The sequence below is a fragment of the Cohnella lubricantis genome (assembly GCF_014212015.1).
Classification (GTDB): Bacteria; Bacillota; Bacilli; order Paenibacillales; family Paenibacillaceae; genus Cohnella; species Cohnella lubricantis.
On the sequence record NZ_JACJVN010000028.1, the window covers coordinates 26,072 to 42,238 of the forward strand.

20 protein-coding genes are annotated in these 16,167 nt (G+C 59.1%); 5 read left to right on the forward strand and 15 right to left on the reverse strand.

Annotation, left to right across the window (positions count from 1 at the left end):
* Positions 1-8 precede the first annotated feature (8 nt).
* From H4Q31_RS07495 to H4Q31_RS07515, 5 genes are all read right to left on the reverse strand, one after another.
* Positions 9-995, reverse strand: a complete 987-nt coding sequence (locus H4Q31_RS07495; protein WP_221626766.1) for a beta-ketoacyl-ACP synthase III — start codon at positions 993-995, stop codon at positions 9-11.
* Positions 996-1,005: 10 nt separating this feature from the next.
* A complete protein-coding gene (plsX, locus tag H4Q31_RS07500) occupies positions 1,006-1,995 on the reverse strand; it encodes a phosphate acyltransferase PlsX (protein WP_185178457.1) in 990 nt (329 codons plus the stop codon).
* Positions 1,979-2,593 (reverse strand): transcription factor FapR, encoded by a 615-nt coding sequence (gene fapR, locus H4Q31_RS07505; RefSeq protein ID WP_185178458.1) that lies wholly within the window; start codon positions 2,591-2,593, stop codon positions 1,979-1,981. The genes plsX and fapR overlap by 17 nt, the downstream gene beginning before the upstream one ends.
* A 106-nt stretch (positions 2,594-2,699) precedes the next feature.
* Positions 2,700-2,873: a 50S ribosomal protein L32 gene (rpmF, locus tag H4Q31_RS07510; protein WP_080840160.1), complete on the reverse strand. Its 174-nt coding sequence runs from the start codon at positions 2,871-2,873 to the stop codon at positions 2,700-2,702.
* A 64-nt stretch (positions 2,874-2,937) separates the two neighbouring features.
* Complete coding sequence (locus H4Q31_RS07515; RefSeq protein ID WP_185178459.1) at positions 2,938-3,453, reverse strand: YceD family protein; 516 nt, start codon at positions 3,451-3,453, stop codon at positions 2,938-2,940.
* A 139-nt stretch (positions 3,454-3,592) separates the two neighbouring features.
* On the opposite strand from H4Q31_RS07515, the gene H4Q31_RS07520 reads away from it, so the two are divergent.
* From H4Q31_RS07520 to H4Q31_RS07530, 3 genes are all read left to right on the forward strand, one after another.
* Positions 3,593-4,828 (forward strand): nucleotidyltransferase, encoded by a 1,236-nt coding sequence (locus H4Q31_RS07520; protein ID WP_185178460.1) that lies wholly within the window; start codon positions 3,593-3,595, stop codon positions 4,826-4,828.
* Positions 4,829-5,083: 255 nt separating this feature from the next.
* Positions 5,084-6,343, forward strand: a complete 1,260-nt coding sequence (locus H4Q31_RS07525) for a hypothetical protein (protein ID WP_185178461.1) — start codon at positions 5,084-5,086, stop codon at positions 6,341-6,343.
* A gap of 198 nt (positions 6,344-6,541) precedes the next feature.
* Entirely contained in the window at positions 6,542-7,432 is an 891-nt protein-coding gene (locus tag H4Q31_RS07530; RefSeq protein WP_185178462.1) for a transposase, read from the forward strand.
* 233 nt (positions 7,433-7,665) lie between these two features.
* Here the strand turns inward: H4Q31_RS07530 and coaD are convergent, their stop codons facing one another.
* Positions 7,666-8,172: a pantetheine-phosphate adenylyltransferase gene (gene coaD, locus H4Q31_RS07535; protein WP_185178463.1), complete on the reverse strand. Its 507-nt coding sequence runs from the start codon at positions 8,170-8,172 to the stop codon at positions 7,666-7,668.
* Complete coding sequence (rsmD, locus tag H4Q31_RS07540) at positions 8,169-8,732, reverse strand: 16S rRNA (guanine(966)-N(2))-methyltransferase RsmD (protein WP_185178464.1); 564 nt, start codon at positions 8,730-8,732, stop codon at positions 8,169-8,171. Before rsmD ends, coaD begins: the two co-directional genes overlap by 4 nt.
* Before the next feature lie 396 nt (positions 8,733-9,128).
* On the opposite strand from rsmD, the gene H4Q31_RS07545 reads away from it, so the two are divergent.
* Positions 9,129-9,380 (forward strand): PLDc N-terminal domain-containing protein, encoded by a 252-nt coding sequence (locus H4Q31_RS07545; RefSeq protein WP_185178465.1) that lies wholly within the window; start codon positions 9,129-9,131, stop codon positions 9,378-9,380.
* A 118-nt stretch (positions 9,381-9,498) separates the two neighbouring features.
* Here the strand turns inward: H4Q31_RS07545 and H4Q31_RS07550 are convergent, their stop codons facing one another.
* The 4 genes from H4Q31_RS07550 to H4Q31_RS21755 all read right to left on the reverse strand — a co-directional run bounded on the left by H4Q31_RS07550 (position 9,499) and on the right by H4Q31_RS21755 (position 12,223).
* Positions 9,499-9,996, reverse strand: a complete 498-nt coding sequence (locus H4Q31_RS07550) for a YhjD family protein (RefSeq protein WP_185178466.1) — start codon at positions 9,994-9,996, stop codon at positions 9,499-9,501.
* Positions 9,996-11,255, reverse strand: a complete 1,260-nt coding sequence (locus H4Q31_RS07555; protein WP_185178467.1) for a DNA polymerase IV — start codon at positions 11,253-11,255, stop codon at positions 9,996-9,998. Before H4Q31_RS07555 ends, H4Q31_RS07550 begins: the two co-directional genes overlap by 1 nt.
* Positions 11,245-11,445, reverse strand: coding sequence for a hypothetical protein (locus H4Q31_RS07560; RefSeq protein WP_185178468.1), 201 nt, complete (start codon positions 11,443-11,445; stop codon positions 11,245-11,247). Before H4Q31_RS07560 ends, H4Q31_RS07555 begins: the two co-directional genes overlap by 11 nt.
* Positions 11,446-11,605: 160 nt before the next feature.
* On the reverse strand, positions 11,606-12,223 hold the full coding sequence (locus tag H4Q31_RS21755; RefSeq protein ID WP_185178469.1) for a GntR family transcriptional regulator: 618 nt from the start codon (positions 12,221-12,223) through the stop codon (positions 11,606-11,608).
* Positions 12,224-12,418: 195 nt separating this feature from the next.
* On the opposite strand from H4Q31_RS21755, the gene H4Q31_RS07570 reads away from it, so the two are divergent.
* The gene (locus H4Q31_RS07570; protein WP_185178470.1) at positions 12,419-12,613 is read left to right on the forward strand and encodes a hypothetical protein; all 195 of its coding nucleotides are present in this window, start codon (positions 12,419-12,421) and stop codon (positions 12,611-12,613) included.
* 361 nt (positions 12,614-12,974) lie between these two features.
* Here H4Q31_RS07570 and H4Q31_RS07575 read toward each other — a convergent pair whose 3' ends face one another.
* The 4 genes from H4Q31_RS07575 to H4Q31_RS07590 all read right to left on the reverse strand — a co-directional run bounded on the left by H4Q31_RS07575 (position 12,975) and on the right by H4Q31_RS07590 (position 16,029).
* Positions 12,975-13,778 (reverse strand): ABC transporter ATP-binding protein, encoded by an 804-nt coding sequence (locus H4Q31_RS07575; RefSeq protein WP_185178471.1) that lies wholly within the window; start codon positions 13,776-13,778, stop codon positions 12,975-12,977.
* A complete protein-coding gene (locus tag H4Q31_RS07580; RefSeq protein ID WP_185178472.1) occupies positions 13,775-14,563 on the reverse strand; it encodes an ABC transporter permease in 789 nt (262 codons plus the stop codon). Before H4Q31_RS07580 ends, H4Q31_RS07575 begins: the two co-directional genes overlap by 4 nt.
* On the reverse strand, positions 14,553-14,858 hold the full coding sequence (locus tag H4Q31_RS07585) for a thiamine-binding protein (protein WP_185178473.1): 306 nt from the start codon (positions 14,856-14,858) through the stop codon (positions 14,553-14,555). The genes H4Q31_RS07580 and H4Q31_RS07585 overlap by 11 nt, the downstream gene beginning before the upstream one ends.
* Before the next feature lie 67 nt (positions 14,859-14,925).
* Positions 14,926-16,029: an ABC transporter substrate-binding protein gene (locus H4Q31_RS07590; protein WP_185178474.1), complete on the reverse strand. Its 1,104-nt coding sequence runs from the start codon at positions 16,027-16,029 to the stop codon at positions 14,926-14,928.
* Positions 16,030-16,167 lie beyond the last annotated feature (138 nt).

The following is a 16,167-nucleotide window of genomic DNA, read 5'->3' on the forward strand; positions in this document are numbered from 1 at the left end:
CCTTGCCTTTACCATACGAGCACCGAAGCGCCCCAGGTGAGCCCGCCGCCGAAGCCGACCATGACGAGCCGGTCGCCTTCCTTCAGGCGCCCTTCCTCCACCGCTTCCGCCAATGCGACAGGGATAGATGCAGCCGACATGTTGCCGTAGCGGTCGATGTTGATCGCGCACTTCTCCTCCGGCAAGTTCAGCCTCTCCACTGCCGACTGAATGATGCGGATGTTCGCCTGATGCGGAATGAGCAGATCGATGTCATCCTTGCCGAGGCCTGCCATCTCCAGCGCTTCTTCCGCTGCGCCGCCCATGATGCGAACCGCGAATTTGTACACGTCGCGTCCGTTCATATAGAGATAGTGCTTGCCTTCGGCCACAGTCTCCGCCGTGGAAGGCAGCCGCGAGCCTCCGCCCGGGATGTTGATCAGATCGCCGCCGCTTCCGTCTGCTCCGAGCTTGAACGATTGGAAGCCTCGGCCTTCCGGCACCTGGCCTAGCACGACAGCGCCCGCGCCGTCGCCGAACAGGATGCACGTGTTGCGGTCCGTATAATCGGTAATGCGCGACAGCGTCTCCGCTCCTACGACTAGAACGTATTTATAAGTCCCCATGGCGATGAAGCCGGATGCATTAGCCAGTCCGTAGATAAAGCCGGAGCAAGCGGCTGACAAGTCATAAGCCGCCGCGTTCTTCGCTCCCAGCTTCTCCTGCACGAGGCAAGCCGTCGAAGGGAAGAACATGTCGGGCGTAATTGTGCATACCACTATCAGGTCCAGTTGGTCAGCCGTAATGCCCGCTGCCTTGAGCGCTTGCACAGAAGCTTCGTAAGCAAGATCGGACGTCGCTTGATCCGCGGCGGCGATACGGCGTTCCCGGATCCCCGTGCGGGTCACGATCCACTCGTCGTTCGTCTCCACCATCGTCTCCAACTCTTGGTTGGTCAAGCGGCGCTCGGGGCTGTACTTGCCCGTTCCCAGAACGCCTACGGGAATACCCTTCATGCGTCTTCACTCACTTTCCGCCGAATTCGTCGGCTATTGCCGCGATGAGACCGTTCTGAATCGCCGTCCGCGTATGGCGAATAGCGTTCTTCGTCGCCAGGGCGTTCGAGGAACCGTGGCTCTTCACGACAAGCCCGTTCACTCCTAGCAAGGGAGCGCCGTTATGTTCGCGGTAATCGACCAGTTGCTTGACTCTTCTGAGGCTTGGTTTAAGGACGGCAGCCGCCAGCTTGTTCATCAGCGAAGAGGTCATCTCCGCCTTCAGCACCTTGAACAACGAGTCGCCGGCGCCCTCCAGCGCTTTGAGCAGAATATTGCCCGCGAATCCGTCGCAGACGAGAACATCGCAGTTGCGCTCCAGCACATCCCGCGCCTCCACGTTGCCGATGAAGTGAATCGGAGCCTGCTCCAGCAGCTCGAAAGCCACCTTGGTCAATTCATTGCCCTTGCCTGCTTCCGTCCCTACATTCAGCAGGCCGACGCGAGGCTTCGATATCCCGTGCACCTTCTGCCGGTACAAGCTGCCCATCATGGCGTACTGCAGCAGATGTTCCGGCTTGGCGTCCATGTTGGCGCCAAGATCGAGCGTAAGAACTCCAACCTTGTCAATCGACGGGATAATCGACGTCAGCCCGGGGCGTTCAATGTCCTTCATCCGCCCGACCACGAGCAGCCCCGCCGTCATCAGCGCGCCGGTGTTGCCCGACGAGATCATCGCGTCTGCTTCGCCTTCCTTGACGAGGCGCGCTGCGACGACCATCGAGGAGTTCGGCTTGCGCCGAACTGCACGTACAGGCTCGTCATCCGCTTCGATCGTCTCCAGCGCTTCCACGACCGAGATATTAGATGGACGGCCGCTGCCTAGCAGCGGCTGAACAACATCCGGTTTGCCTACCAGCAGAAGCTGCGTATCCGGCCATTCCTTCGCGGCTGCTAGCGCCCCTTCTACCGGCGCATGAGGCGCGAGGTCGCCCCCCATCGCGTCAATCGCGATTTTCATGCGCTTCTTCTCCTCCTACCGATTCCATGCTGTCCGCGGCGCGTGAACGGTATATGACGAAGTATCCTTGGAAGACCATCTCGTCGCCGACGTACGTGCACACTTCTACTTTAGCCTTTCCTTTCTGGGAACCGCCAGACCTGACATAGGCTTTCGCGATGCACTTCTCCCCAAGCCGGGCCGGACGAAGGAACCGAATATCGGCGGAAGCCGTCAAGGCGATCTCGTCGTTGATCACGGCTACCGCAAGCGAATTCGCCTGAGCGAACACATGATGCCCGCGAGCGATGCCGCTGCGGGAGAAGACATGTTCTTCGCGGATCTCGAACAGCGAGATGCCGCTCTTGTCCAATTGCAAATCCACCACTTCGCCAATGACCTCATGCAGAGGAAGCGACCGTACCGGATCGTATGACCGTTCCGCCATCACCTTGAGCCTCTCCCGAAGCTCGGGAATGGCAAGCTCCAACCGGTCCAGCCGGATCGTCTGAATGCTCACCTTCAGCAGCCTAGTCAGCTCGCGGTCGGTCAGAAACGGATTGTCCTCGATAAGCCGGCTTAGCTCTTGATGGCGCTGACGTTTCGGAAGCCGTTCCATGCCGTCACCGCCTTATAGGTTTATATTGATACCTGGTGCCAATTCTAGATAAAGAAAAACGCGCCAGACGCCAGTCACGCCGAGACGCGTTATCTCCATTAGTGCATTATTGCTTGATGACCTCGCGGGCCTTGTAAGTTCCGCATACTTTGCAGACGCGGTGCGCAAGCTTCAGCTCGCCGCATTGATCGCACTTAACCATACCCGGGACAACCAGCTTGAAATGCGTGCGGCGCTTGTTTTTGCGGGATTTCGATGTTTTACCAAAAGGGACTGCCATGTTCCCACCTCCTTATCAGAGTCGAAGCTGCCTAGATCGGCGTTCATCGTCGTGTCGAAAATCACTACTGGCCGAACCAATCCTTAAGCGAAGCGAGCCGCGGATCGATCTTCTCCGTACTGCAACCGCATTGCTGTTCGTTGCGATTCGTCCCGCATTCCGGGCACAGACCTTGACAGTCTTCCCGGCAGATCGGAGCAAGCGGCAAGTGAAGCAGCAATTGTTCTTCTACGTACGGGCGAAGCTCGAGCCGTTCTCCCTGTATCGGCACGAATTCTTCGTCATCCTGTTCGCCGGAATCGGCCGTTTCTTTGGAGACAACCTTGAAGGTTTCTCGGAACGGCACGTCCATCTCCTGCTCGATCGGATCGAGACAGCGGGAACAGAACAACTGAACCTTGCAGGCGATCGTTCCCGTCACTTCGATCGTCCGGTCAACGTAGTAGGCGGTTAATTCCGCAGTCAAAGGACCCAGAGGCTTCACGTCTCGCATTCCAGCGAAGATCGGCGCAGCATCGAAGGTTTCTTTTAACGTTACCGGTTCTTTGCGAAGAGCCAGTTCTTGAACGTTTAGCAGCATCCATATCACTCCAAACAAACAAAAGTTATTATATCTTTCGACGAACGCTTTTGTCAACCAGAACGCGTCCGCTTCGAACTTCCTTCCTGTCTCGTGTTATATTGATACTAGACCAAACTTCCGAATGAAGGAGCATGACATGCGTACCGTCGGGCTTATCGTCGAATACAACCCGCTTCATAACGGACATTTATATCATATACAACAATCGGTGAAAATAACGGGAGCCGACGCGGTCGTGGCCGTCATGAGCGGCCACTTCCTGCAGCGCGGCGAGCCGGCTCTGGCCGACAAGTGGGCGCGGGCCGAGATGGCGCTTCGCGCCGGCTGCGACCTGGTGCTGGAGCTGCCCGCCGCGTACAGCTCCCAGCCTGCGCAGTGGTTCGCGCACGGCGCCGTCGCCATTCTGCATGCGACGGGCGTCGTCGACGCGCTCTGCTTCGGCAGCGAGAGCGGCGACGCCGAGACGCTGGTCCGCATCGCGGACCGGCTGGCGGAGGAGCCCGAAGAAGTCGGCGGCCAGCTCGCCCGGCTTCTGAAGGAGGGTCTGCCTTACCCCGCCGCTTACGCGGAGGCGGTCCGCCGCTATTTGCGCGCGGCGGGCGCCGGCGGCGACGCCGAGTATCGGCTCGACCAGCCGAATCATACGCTCGGCCTCCACTACCTGCTCGCCTTACGGCGTCTGGGCAGCCCGATCGAGCCTTATTCCATCCGCCGTGAACGCTCCGAGTACAGCCAGACCACCATTACCGACGCCGCGATCGCCAGCGCGACGGCGCTGCGGCAGCTGCTCGGCCAGTCCGGCCAATTGGCGGACCTCGCCCCCTATGTTCCCTCTTCCACATTGGAAATATTGGAGCGCGAAGCCCGCGAGGGACGTTCGCCGGTTACTTGGGAATCGTTCTCCGGACCGTTGCTCCATCAACTATATCGGGCGGACGCCGCGGAGCTTGCCTCCTATGCGGAGGTAACCGAGGGCCTCGAGCATCGGATTGTCCGGAGCTTGTCGCTGCTGCCGGAGCGAACCGTCGAGAGCTTGCTCGATACGCTCAAGACGAGACGCTATACCCGCACGAAGCTGCAGAGAACGCTGCTGCGCATTCTGCTCGGGCACCGCAAGGAAGACTTGTCCGCCGCCGCGCTGGCGTCCGGCATCGGCTATATCCGCGTCCTGGGCTTCACGGCGACAGGGCGTGAACTGCTTCGCCGGATGAAGCGGACATCGGCCGTGCCCGTCGTCCAATCCGCCGCGGACGGCCCCTGGCCCTATCTTGCCATGGACGCGCGGGCGACGGCCGTGTATTCGCTTGCGTTCAGCGATTCCAATCCGCGGCTTGCCATGCGCGACTTTACCAAGCCGCCTGTGCAATTTTAAGAAGCTTGCCGTCCCTTAGTCGGCAGATGCCGATACTCGACGCCTGTCTTTTCCATACTTGACATCTGCCTTCTCAGACTCGACGCCCGCCTCCCCCGAGCTCCCCCCTCGCTTGGACTAGATGGTGGTCTATCGCCGGACAAGCGCGCGTACATTGAGATAGGCGCCGCCTCTCCGCTCAGCGCCTCCTCGTCCGCTTCGGCCGTCTTCTGCCGCCGGATGAGGCAACCCTTACCGTCCGGGAGGAATGCCGTCATGTCCGATGCTCCCCCTCGCGCCCGTCCTGCCAAGTGGCAGCGATCGCTCTCCATTGTGTCCGGGGCTTGCGCGCTTATGCTCGTCATTGGCATCGTCCAATCGCCCGACGAAGCGTTCCGCGCTTCCCTTGCCGGGCTGCAAATATGGTGGCAAACGATCTTTCCGGGGATGCTGCCTCCGCTCATGCTGGCCGAATTGCTCGCGGCATCAGGCCTGCTTCACGGTCTGGGAGCGCTGTGCGAGCCCGCCGTCCGGCGCCTGTTCAAGCTCCCCGGCTCAGCCGGATGGGCCATTGTGTTCGGCTGGACGGCCGGGCTGCCGGCCGGCGCCAAAGAAGCCTCCCGCCTACGCGACAAGGGACTTGTGCGCGACCCCGACATGGACACGCTGCTGCTCGTCTCCCATCTGCCGAATCCCTTTCTCATCGTAATTATTGTCGGCAGCGGCTTCTTGCACTCACCCGCTTACGGGTGGGCCATCGTGCTCGGTCTCTGGCTATCCGCCATTGCCGCCGGATTCCTCTGGGCGCGCATCGCCAAGCCTTCCGCGCCAGCCGTTCCTCCATCTCTCGCGGCGGGAGAGCCTCGCGCTCTGTTCGCTAGAGTAGCCCGCATCATCAGAGAAGCCCGCGAGGAAGACGGACGCCCCTTCGGCAAGCAGATCGCCGATGCCGTCAGCCACGCTGTTGCGCTTCTGCTCGCCGTTGGCGGGCTAATTATCATGAGCTCCCTCTTGCTTCGGATGCTCCAGCTCGCTTGGCCCGAGGCCGATGCTTGGCTGGCTATCCCCGGCCTGTATGAGCTGCACCTCGGCGCTTACGAGACAAGCCGCTCTCCGCTCTTCGACGCTTCGCCCGTCCATGCCGTGTCGCTTCTCGCCGCCGTGCTCGCGTGGACCGGCTGGAGCGGCTTGCTGCAAGCGCGCGCCGCCCTCGGAGCCTCGGCGGCTTTTCCCTGGGCCCGCTTCATCGCAAGCAAGCTGCTTCATGCCGCTCTAGCGCTAGCCTTCACCTTCCCGCTGGCTTACGCTGCTCGCGAAGGCTCCCTGTCCCGCTTCGCCCCGTCGCTGTCGGTGTTCGCCGCCGGCCCCGACAGTTCGGGCTGGGGCGGCGCCTTGCCGTCCGGCCTGCGTATCTTCTCGGAGATGACGCTCGTCTCGCTCGCTTCCATCGCCGTGTTCCTGCTGCTCGCTCTGATCGCCGCCCTAATCCGGCCATCCAAACGCCCGCCCGGTCCCGGCAACAAGCGGCGGCGTTAATCTTTTGCTTTATAAGCCGCACTGCTATCCGAACGCTCTCCCGCAACACGCAGTGTACATTTTCACACTTTTGGGGCACTCTCCCCTCTCCTCAGCCACTTATTTTATTCCAATTTTCGATTGACATACGAACTTATGTTCGTTATTATTTTGATGAGAACATTTTTTTCCTTTTTCTCGTGATTAGGAGGGCCCGACATGAACCATTTATTCGCCGATTCCTTCGATGCCCGATTCGATTCGGAAGCCGCGTGCATTGAATGGCTGTTCCAGATTCGCTGGCCGAACGGTTTTGAATGTCCTAGCTGCGCCCATTCTCATGCAACCGTCATCTCGACTCGCCGTCTCCCTTTGTATGAATGCCGCCGTTGCCTTCGCCAGACCTCTCTTACGGCAGGCACGATCCTGGAGAAGAGCCGCACGCCTCTTCGCAAATGGCTCTACGCGATGTGGCTGATGTCCCAGCCTGAGCAAGGAATTAACGCGGTCCGCCTGCAATCCCTTCTGTCCGTCACGTATAAGACGGCATTCTATATGCTGCGCAAACTTCGTCTCGCCATGGGATCTTTGGAGGCTCAGCCTGCTTTGTCGGGAAGCGTACAAGCGGGCCTCGACTATTTGGGACGCGGAATCCTATCGGTTCAAGAAGCAGCCGAGGGGCGCAAGACGCCGATTATGACGGCCGTTGCCATGGATACTACCGGCTGTTTGAATCAAGTCGCTCTAGCTGTCGTTCCCCCAGCGTTTGTGCGGGATCGTTGCCTGCTTCCAGTTGGAAAAATTCATTTTGCGGAGCGTTATATTGACCCGAACGCAACGTCCGCTGTTATCGCCGATTCCCTTCTACGCACGAACCGTCAATTCGTGAACCTCCGAATCTACGGCCATAGCTTCCGCGATTGGATGCTCCAGACGTTTCACGGACTTGGCGGCGGCTACTTGCAAACTTATCTCGACGAGTTTGTCTTTCAGGTGAATGCATCGCTGCAAGGCGTCCCGCCCTTCGAGAAATTATCGTATTTAAGTATGCGCCCTGCTCATCCTTACGTTCGCTCACCACGTTCCGTTAGACCATCCCTCGCAGCATAGAATAATTGTGTTTCTTGCTTATTCCTGTTTCCTGCGTATGTATGTATATATGTATGTGTTATTTTTCTTGCATCTTTATAAAGTGTCGGCTCGATACTGAGTTAAGGGGAGAGCGTTCAAAAAGCCTAGAAAATGATGGTTTGCTTGCACTGTCTTTGCAAAAAACAAAGAAGCCGCCAGCGGCCGCTTCTTGATAATGTGCTATTTGGTATATGGCATGCATGCGGTCGATATTAAGACTGCGCTCCGTACTTGCGGCGCATTGCCGCTTCGACGGCCGGCGGCACGAGATCCTGCACCTCTCCATCGAATTTGGCGATCTCCTTGACGATGCTGGAGCTCAAATAAGAATACTTCGGGTTCGTCATCATAAAAATAGTTTCGATGCCTTCGTCGAGCTGACGGTTGGTGGACGCCATCTGAAGCTCGTACTCGAAGTCTGTTACCGAACGGATGCCCCGGACGATCACTTGGGCGTCTCGGGATCGCATGTAGCGGACAAGCAGGTCCCTAAAGTAGTCGACCTTCACATTCGGCAAGTCTCTCGTTACTTCTTGGAGCAGCACAACCCGCTCTTCCACGGTAAAGAGCGGGTTCTTGGATGTATTGTTCAACACCGCTACGATTAGCGTGTCGAACTGCTTCGCCGCTCTGCGAATGATGTCTAGATGCCCGAACGTGACCGGATCGAAACTTCCCGGATAAACCGCAACGCGGTGTTCCCCTTCTTGCCTCGTCATTGCGCTTCTCCCCCATAGCTATAAATGGATAGTGCGGTGTCTCCATATGCGGCATGCCTTCTGCGGAGGAATTCACCGATCCGTTCGCCGTATTCGAATTCCGACGAATGCTCCACAACGGCGACTGCGCCCTCTGCTACGAGACCGCGCGATGCCATATCGTTCAACAGCTCGTCGCAGTCCCGCATAATATAAGGCGGATCCAGGAAGATGAGATCGAACCGCGCTTCCCTTTTCTCCAATAACTTGATTGCCTTGCGGGCATCGTTCCGGTACACCTCCGCACGATCCAGGCAGCGGGTCGCTTCCAGGTTGCGTTTGACGACCTCCACGCTGCGCGGATTGGCGTCGACGAAGACGCAATGTCCAGCCCCTCGGCTTAACGCTTCGATGCCTAGTCCGCCAGTTCCGGCGAATAGGTCGAGCACCTCTTCCCCGTCAAAGTACGGACCGATCATGCTGAACAACGCTTCTTTGACTTTGTCCGTGGTTGGACGTGTCGTTTGGCCGGGGACCGCTTTGAGCGGTCTTCCCTTCGCTTCTCCGGATATGACTCGCAAGTTCGCATCTCTCCCAAACAAATAAACCGCCGCAGCTTACGCGCTCGTCCGCGGTTCCATCTGTGCTATGTTACCACATTCCGACACGCGGCAAAAGCGACGCTTCCCTTGCGACAATAAAAAAAATCGAGCCCCGTCTCGCGACGAGGCCCTCATGGGAGAGGAGAAACCGGACGAAGAGCTTATGGGGAAACGTAAGTCTTCTCCGCGGTTGTCCCCGGCGTTATTAGCGCCGGTACTACCATTGTGGCCCAACCCGCGGGAATTATACCTCCCGGCCGCAAAATTTAGGGATAATTGCGACCTGCCAATTGACGGTCAAAATTTTCAGCAGGCGCAACGCGCCCCTCCTATAAAGCGTATTAATGTATAATTCAGGAAGGGAGGGGAGTCTTGTTGGCGCCTATCTCGGAAGCTTCATCGTTATTCTCCGGCTTGTTTGTGTTCTTCCTGCTGTTATCCGTTATTCTGTTCATCATCCATATTGTGATTTGCGTTTGGGCCTACCGTGATTGCATGAAGAAAGGGCGAAGTCCCGAATTCGCCTTACTCGTCTTGATTGGGTTATTTTTCTTCCCTGTCATGGGATTGATCGTTTATTTGCTCATCCGCAACGAGAGCAGCCGCGGTCCCTACAACCGGTATTGACCGGTATTGACCGCGGGTTCCGCTCAGAGGTTCGGTCTGCTTGGACCGGAGGTTTAGCCTATTAGCCAAGCGCTCGGCCCTCTTAGACCTTAGGCTTAGCCTGCTTCAGGCCATGCGCTCAGTCTTGCTTGGGCCGCAAGCCTGTCTTGGCGTACTCGCTCATCCATCGGATGGGATCGCCGAAATATCTCGCCAGGCGCACGCTGATCTCCGAGCGCATAACCTCGCGAACGATGCCGAGGCGATCCTCGTAACCGCGGCAGACAAACCGGTGGTATACGACCAAGTCTACCTGTTCGTCACCAATGACTCTAATCCTTCGCCGGCTCAATTCGCGGCGAAGATCGTACATATCCCGGCTGATCCGGTTCGCGATCGCCTCCGCTACTGCCAGGAAAGGGCGCTTCATGACGTTGGATGAGCGCTTCAGATCCTCCATATTCTTCTCTACGATCGTCAGCATATGGGGCAGCAAAATGTAGTCCCGGATCATCGTCAGCTCTTCCGGCGTAGGACGTCCGGACAGCTTCTCTCCCCTTCGCGCTTCATATTGCTCCTGATGCTCGGTCAGCAGCATCTTGGACTTCCACCGCTCGTTCCCATCTAGTTTGCTCATTACTTATAGTGGCCCCCGATCTGCCCGGCCCTCTCCCGCGCCACGCCCGACGCCAACAAAGAAGATGCCCGCATGACTGCGGCGCTGCCATAGCGGTCTTTGATCCTGTCGGTCGCCCGCTCCATGCGGTAAGTGGCGGCCCTGTCTTCGAACAATGTCAGTTGAAACACGCTGTCGTCGGATAAGTCGGTCAGCGCCACACTCAAACGGCTAACTGGCATGCCGCTCCAATGATCGACGAACAGCTTGTGCGCCGCCGCCGCAATCTCATGCGTCAGCGAGCTCGGCTGCGGCAGCGTGATTTGACGGCTGAAGCCGGCTGATCGCTCGCCGTCCGTCTCGGAGGCCGCCACCGACACGACCCGCCCCATCCGCCGATGGCGCCTGCTCCGGCGGCACACCTCGACAACAAGCTCCAGCAGAACCGTCTCGATATCTGCCAGCGTACGATATAAATTGCTTCGAAGCGCCTTCCCATGGCTGATCGACTTCAGCTCGCCGCGAATATCCGCCACGACAGGGCTCGGATCGATGCCGCGCGCGGTCTGCCAATAATATTCCGCTTGAATGTCGCTCTGCTTCTTCATCTCCCGGCGCATCCGCCGCTTGAATTCGCCCAACTCCAGGCGGGCGATGTCGCCGATTGTCGGCAGACCCATGCGCAGGAAGTGCTTCGTCATTCGGGAGGCTACCATGAACATCTGATGCACAGGGAGCGTCCAAAGGTCCTTGGCCATGTTCCCTGGACCGAGCCGATAAATGCCGTCGGGCCGCTTCTTCGCGAAATTATCGGTGGCCATCTTCGCGAGAATCTTGGTCGGGCCGACGCCCACTCTTGACCAGACGCCCGTAGCCAGCTGAATCTGCGTCTGGATCAGACGCGCAATCTCTTCGGCCGACCCGAAGGAGGAATGCGAGCCTGTGACGTCAAGGAACTGCTCGTCGATGCTGTAGGGCTCCACCTGATCCGTAATGGATTCGAATATCTCCGTGATCAGAAGCGAATACGATATATAGGTCTGCATCCGCGGCCGAACGACGACCAGCTCCGGACACTTGGCCAGCGCCTCGCCGACCCGTTCCGCCGTCGTCACCCCGCGCGCCTTGGCGATCGGGCAGGCGGCCAGAATGATGCCGGATCTGCGCTCGGGATCCCCTACCGCTACAGGCTTGCCCTGCAGATCAGGATGCGCGGACTTCTCGATCGACGCGTAGAAGGACTGTCCGTCCACGAGGAGAATGGTGCGTTCAGGAGGCATGCCGCGTCACCAACTGCACAGCCAAAATCCGGCTAAGCTCAAAGCTGCGGGGCTGCCGCTTGTCGGCGTCGTAGGCTCTTACCGTTCCGGACCGGATGCCGAGCACGCGAATCGTCCGCTTGCTGAAGCTCCCGTTCTTATCCACATACACAATGACGACCATACGCCCGATGTATTTATCCATGGACATGGTCTGCGCCTCCAATCAATAGGAACGTTTGTTCTCATTATAACCAGAATGCTTGTTCGTATTCAAGAGGTAAAAAAACGCGCAACCATACAAAAACAGCCATTCCGACAATGAATGCCGGAATGGCTGATGATTGCACAGCGCTGCGCTGCAGCATATTTTATTCCTCTGCCCCGTTAATGAACCGTTCGGTTCGAAGATACACGCTGTCGTCGCCAACGACGACAAGTACATCGCCAGAACCCAGAACCACGTGAGGCCCGGGGGAGATGAAGACGTTCGTTCCTCTTCGCAGAGCGATAATCGTAGCTCCCGTATTCTGCCAGAACTGCAGCGCGCCGATCGTCATGCCGGCGACCGGAGAGTTCTCCCCGATCTTGATCTCGACGGGATGGTAGGGCTTTAAATTTTTTAACCGATCGGAAGCTTCGACGATGCCGGCCAGCAGAGACTCGAATTTGCGGTCGAGCTCCTTCTTCTCTCTCAGCAGAAGCTCCAAGTCCTGCTTGAGCGAATACGCCGTTTTCAAATAGCCGTTCTTCGTAATGTATTCGTTCGCGTTCACATCGGACGTGACCAGAACTTCTTTGCCCTGGGACACGTCGACAATATTCTCGTCCTTCAGCAGGCTGAGCGCCTTGCGAATCGTCTCCGGCGACACGTGGTAATGGCTTGATAATATAGTTCTTCCAGAAATTTTGCACCCAACCGGAAATTCTCCGCTAACAATTCGCTGCGCGATATCGAGCGCAATTGATTTATAACCGGCCTTCTCCACCTATGACGGCACCCTCTCATCTGCAATGCGCCGGCCCAGCTGGCGAACGGCGTCGATACCTAAATTAGAATACTGCGAAGCTCGTTCGAAGTAAATATCCAAAATAGAGCGCCGCGGCCGGGATGATTTTGCGTTGGTTTCCCTATACAATAGAATGCGATTACTTATCTAAGAACATGCGGGAGAGATGAATCAATGCGGACAACCGATCAAGTCAAACGAAAATACAATGAACTAGCAGCGCAAAAGCAAACGCTCGAAGAGAAGCTGGCCGCTGCAGACCCTGCCGGCGAGACCGCAAATCTCGAAGCTCGAATCGCCCGGCTGGAGGAGCAGATGCTGCTGCTTGAGTGGGTGCTGAACGAGCCGATGGGAAGCTACCACGGGTAAGATTGGCTGTGGTGGCTTACTGGAACTCAGGAATATCCCGCGGCCGGACAACGTCTGTTGCCGCGCTTTATGCATGCTCTCCCCTCAGCTCAGGATGGAAGCGAATAGACGGAACAGAAGAGCGGAAGAACGGACCAAGCAAGCCGTGCCAGCGAGCGATACCTGAGCTAAGGGGAGAGCGGCAATAAAGCGAAAAAAAACAAAAGGCAAGGCCCTGTGCCTTATACGAAAAATAGCCCGCCTCCGCTCGAAACGGGGCGGGCTTGCGTATGACCAAGCCGGCTTGTGTACGGTCGCAGGCCAGCCTTGCGTATTGTCGGCAGGCGGGCGAAAGACGGGCTTGCCTATGGCAGATGGGCGGTCAACGGGCAGCCGTTGATCGAAGCAGCTCCAGCACTTCCTCCTTTAGCCGGACGAATGCCGGCTCCTTCCAGACGTCCGCCCGGCGCGGCCGCTCGAACGGGACCTTGATCTCCCGCAGCACCCGCGCGGGCGCGCGCGACAGCACGTAGATGCGGTCCGACAGCGTCAGCGCCTCCTCAATGCTGTGCGTGACGAACAGCACCGAGCGGCGCTGCTCCTCCCACAGCCGGAGCAGCCACGCCTGCATGTCCGCCCGCGTCAGTGCGTCCAATGCGGCGAACGGCTCGTCGAGGCACATGACGTCGCGGGGCATCAGCAGCGCGCGCAGGAAGGAGACGCGCTGCTGCATCCCGCCCGACAGCACGTGCGGGTATTCCCCTGCGACATCCGCGAGCCCGATACGCTCCAGCCACTGCGCTGCCAGCGCAGCGGCTTCCTGCGCGCCGAGGCCTGCCGTCGTCAGCGCGGAAGCGACATTCGCGGCCACCGACAGCCAAGGGAACAGCGACGCTTGCTGCGGCATGTAGCTGATATGGCCGCGCTCGCCCGTCGTATCTCGGCCTCCGATGCGGATCGTGCCCGCATCCGGCCGCTCCACGCCGCCGATCAGGCGGAACAGCGTCGACTTGCCGCTGCCGGACGGGCCGATCAGCGTCACGAACTCGCCCTCCCGGACGTGCAGCGAGATGCCGTCCAGCACAAGGTGCGGGCGCTTGTCGCGGACGTAGCTCTTGCCGATACCGGTCAGCTCCAGCTTCACCTGCGCCGACCCGCCCGCGCTCAAGCTTATGCAGTCGCTCATGCGCTCCTCCCTCCTTGCGCGGCCTGCCGCCCCGGCCGCCAGCGGATCGCCAGCCGCTCCAGCAGCGCGGCGGCGCCGTAGAACAGCAGCGCCAGCGCCACGATGCACGCGATCGCGGAGAACACGCCGGGCGTGTCGTAGCCCTTCGACTTCAGCACGAGATAGTGGCCGATCCCCTCGCTCGATCCGAGCCATTCCGCTACGATAACGGCCGTGATGCTGTACGTGGCGGTCAGCTTCAGCCCGGTGAAGAACGACGGCAGCGAGGCTGGCAGTTCAAGCCGCCACAGCACTTCCCAGCGGCTCGCGCCGATCATCGCCAAATATTCGCGCAGGTGCGGCTCCGCCTGCCCGAGGCCGGACAGCATCGACCAAGCGATCGGGAAGAAGCAGACGAGCACGAGCAGTATGAGCTTCGGCAGCAGGCCGAAGCCGAACCAGACGATCAGCAGCGGACCGAGCGCGATCAACGGAATATTTTGCGTAATAATAATGATCGGGGACAGAGCGGCGCGCACGCCGGGAATGAGATGGAACAGCAGCGCCGCCGCCACGCCGATGACGATGCCGAGCCCGATGCCCTTCAGCGCGAGCCGCAGCGTGAACCACACTTGGCTCCACAACCGGGAGCTGTCGTCCCACATATTGTGCGCGATCGCCGACGGAGCCGGAAGAATCCACGGATCGACGCCGCCTAGCTTGCAGATGAGCTGCCAGACCAGGACGAGCAGCGCCAGCGCGCCTGCCGGGAGCCAGAACCGCTGCAGCAACGTTCTACTGGCCATCGGGGTACTTCTGCAGCAGCTTTGCCATCGAGGCTTCGCCGCTTCCGCTGACGGATAGCTTGATTTGCGACAGCACGGACGGGCTTCCGATCTCGAACATCGCCGCGTTCATCCGCTTCACAATGTCCAGCAGCTCGTCCAGATCGCCTTCCATCGTCGTCTCCAGCGGCCCTACGCGATAAGGAACGCCGGACTCCTTGATGATGTCGATCGCACGGTCGACGTACGGAATGATGTCGGTGTCCCCTGCCTTCAGCTTCGGCAGGATTTGAATGCTCAGCAGCGCTTGCGCCATGTCGAATTCCTCCTCATTGATTATCGAATGATATGTAGGAAGGCCGGCGGCCGGCGCCGGCTTCAAATCACGAATTTTGCGGCAGAAAATCGTTCGTGTACATCGCGTCGTAGTCGAGCTCTTGCGTCAGCACTCCGTGCTCCTTCAAGAACTCGGCGTAGCCGGACCACACTTCTTCCTTCTGCAAGCCCCATTGCGATGCGTCGTCCTGGTACCTCGGGCTCAGCCACTCCTGGCTCGCCTTCACGAGATCGGCGTTCAGGTCCGGCACCGCCTTCAGCAGAATGTCCGCCGCCTCGTCCGGATGGTCGATCGCGTATTGGTAGCCCTCGGCCGCCCCTTCGACGAACGCCCGCACGACGTCCGGCTCGTTCTGGATCAACTTCTCGCTCGTCTCGAGCACCGGCGTGTAGTAGTCCAGCCGCTGGTCGAAGTCCTTCAGATAGACCATGTTCAGCTTCATGCCGCGCTGCTCAGCCTCGATGCCGGTCCACGCGTAGAAGATCCATTCAAAGTCGATATCCTTCGTAACCGCGGTGAAAAAGTCTGCCGTGCCCGCGTTGACGAACTTCACTTGGCCGACATCCGCCCCCTGCTGCTTCATCATGGAGCCGATGACCGCTTCCTCAGCGGGCGAACCCCATCCTCCGTAAGCATGCCCTTCAAAGTCCTTGGGTTCCTTAATATTCTTCTCCTCCGGGGAAGCGAATCCCGACGTATTGTGCTGAATGATGGCCGCCAGCGAGACAAGCGGTACGTTCTGCTCGCGGGCCAGCGTCAGCCCTTCCTGAGCGCCAATGCCGAACTCGGCCGCGCCGCTCGCCACCATGGCGTCCGCGCCGCTCTCCGGCGGCTGGACGATATCGACCGTAAGACCCCGCTTCTCCCAATAGCCGTTAGCGGCCGCTACATACAGCCCCGTATGGTTCGTGTTCGGCGTCCAGTCGAGGACGACCTTCACTTCACCCAGCGACGCAGGCGCGGACGCAGAAGCCGATGCCGCGCCTGAAGGCGACGGGGACGATGCCGGCGAAGACGCCCCGCCGTCGTTCGAGCCGTTGTTGCCGCAGCCCGCCAGAATGGCAACGGCCGCCAGCGCGGCGATCCCCTTGCCTTTCCAGGCTAACCTGTTTCCTAGTGACCCAAGCCTTTTCGATCCAATCTCTCCCATTCTCATTCTCCCTCTCTCTGCACTCAAAATGCGAGACGCCACCCCACGCGACCTAAGCGCAACAAAAGACGCCCTCCGACAAGCCGGAGGGCGCCTGAACGCACATTCGGTAGCGGCACGCCTATCACGCATGCGTAC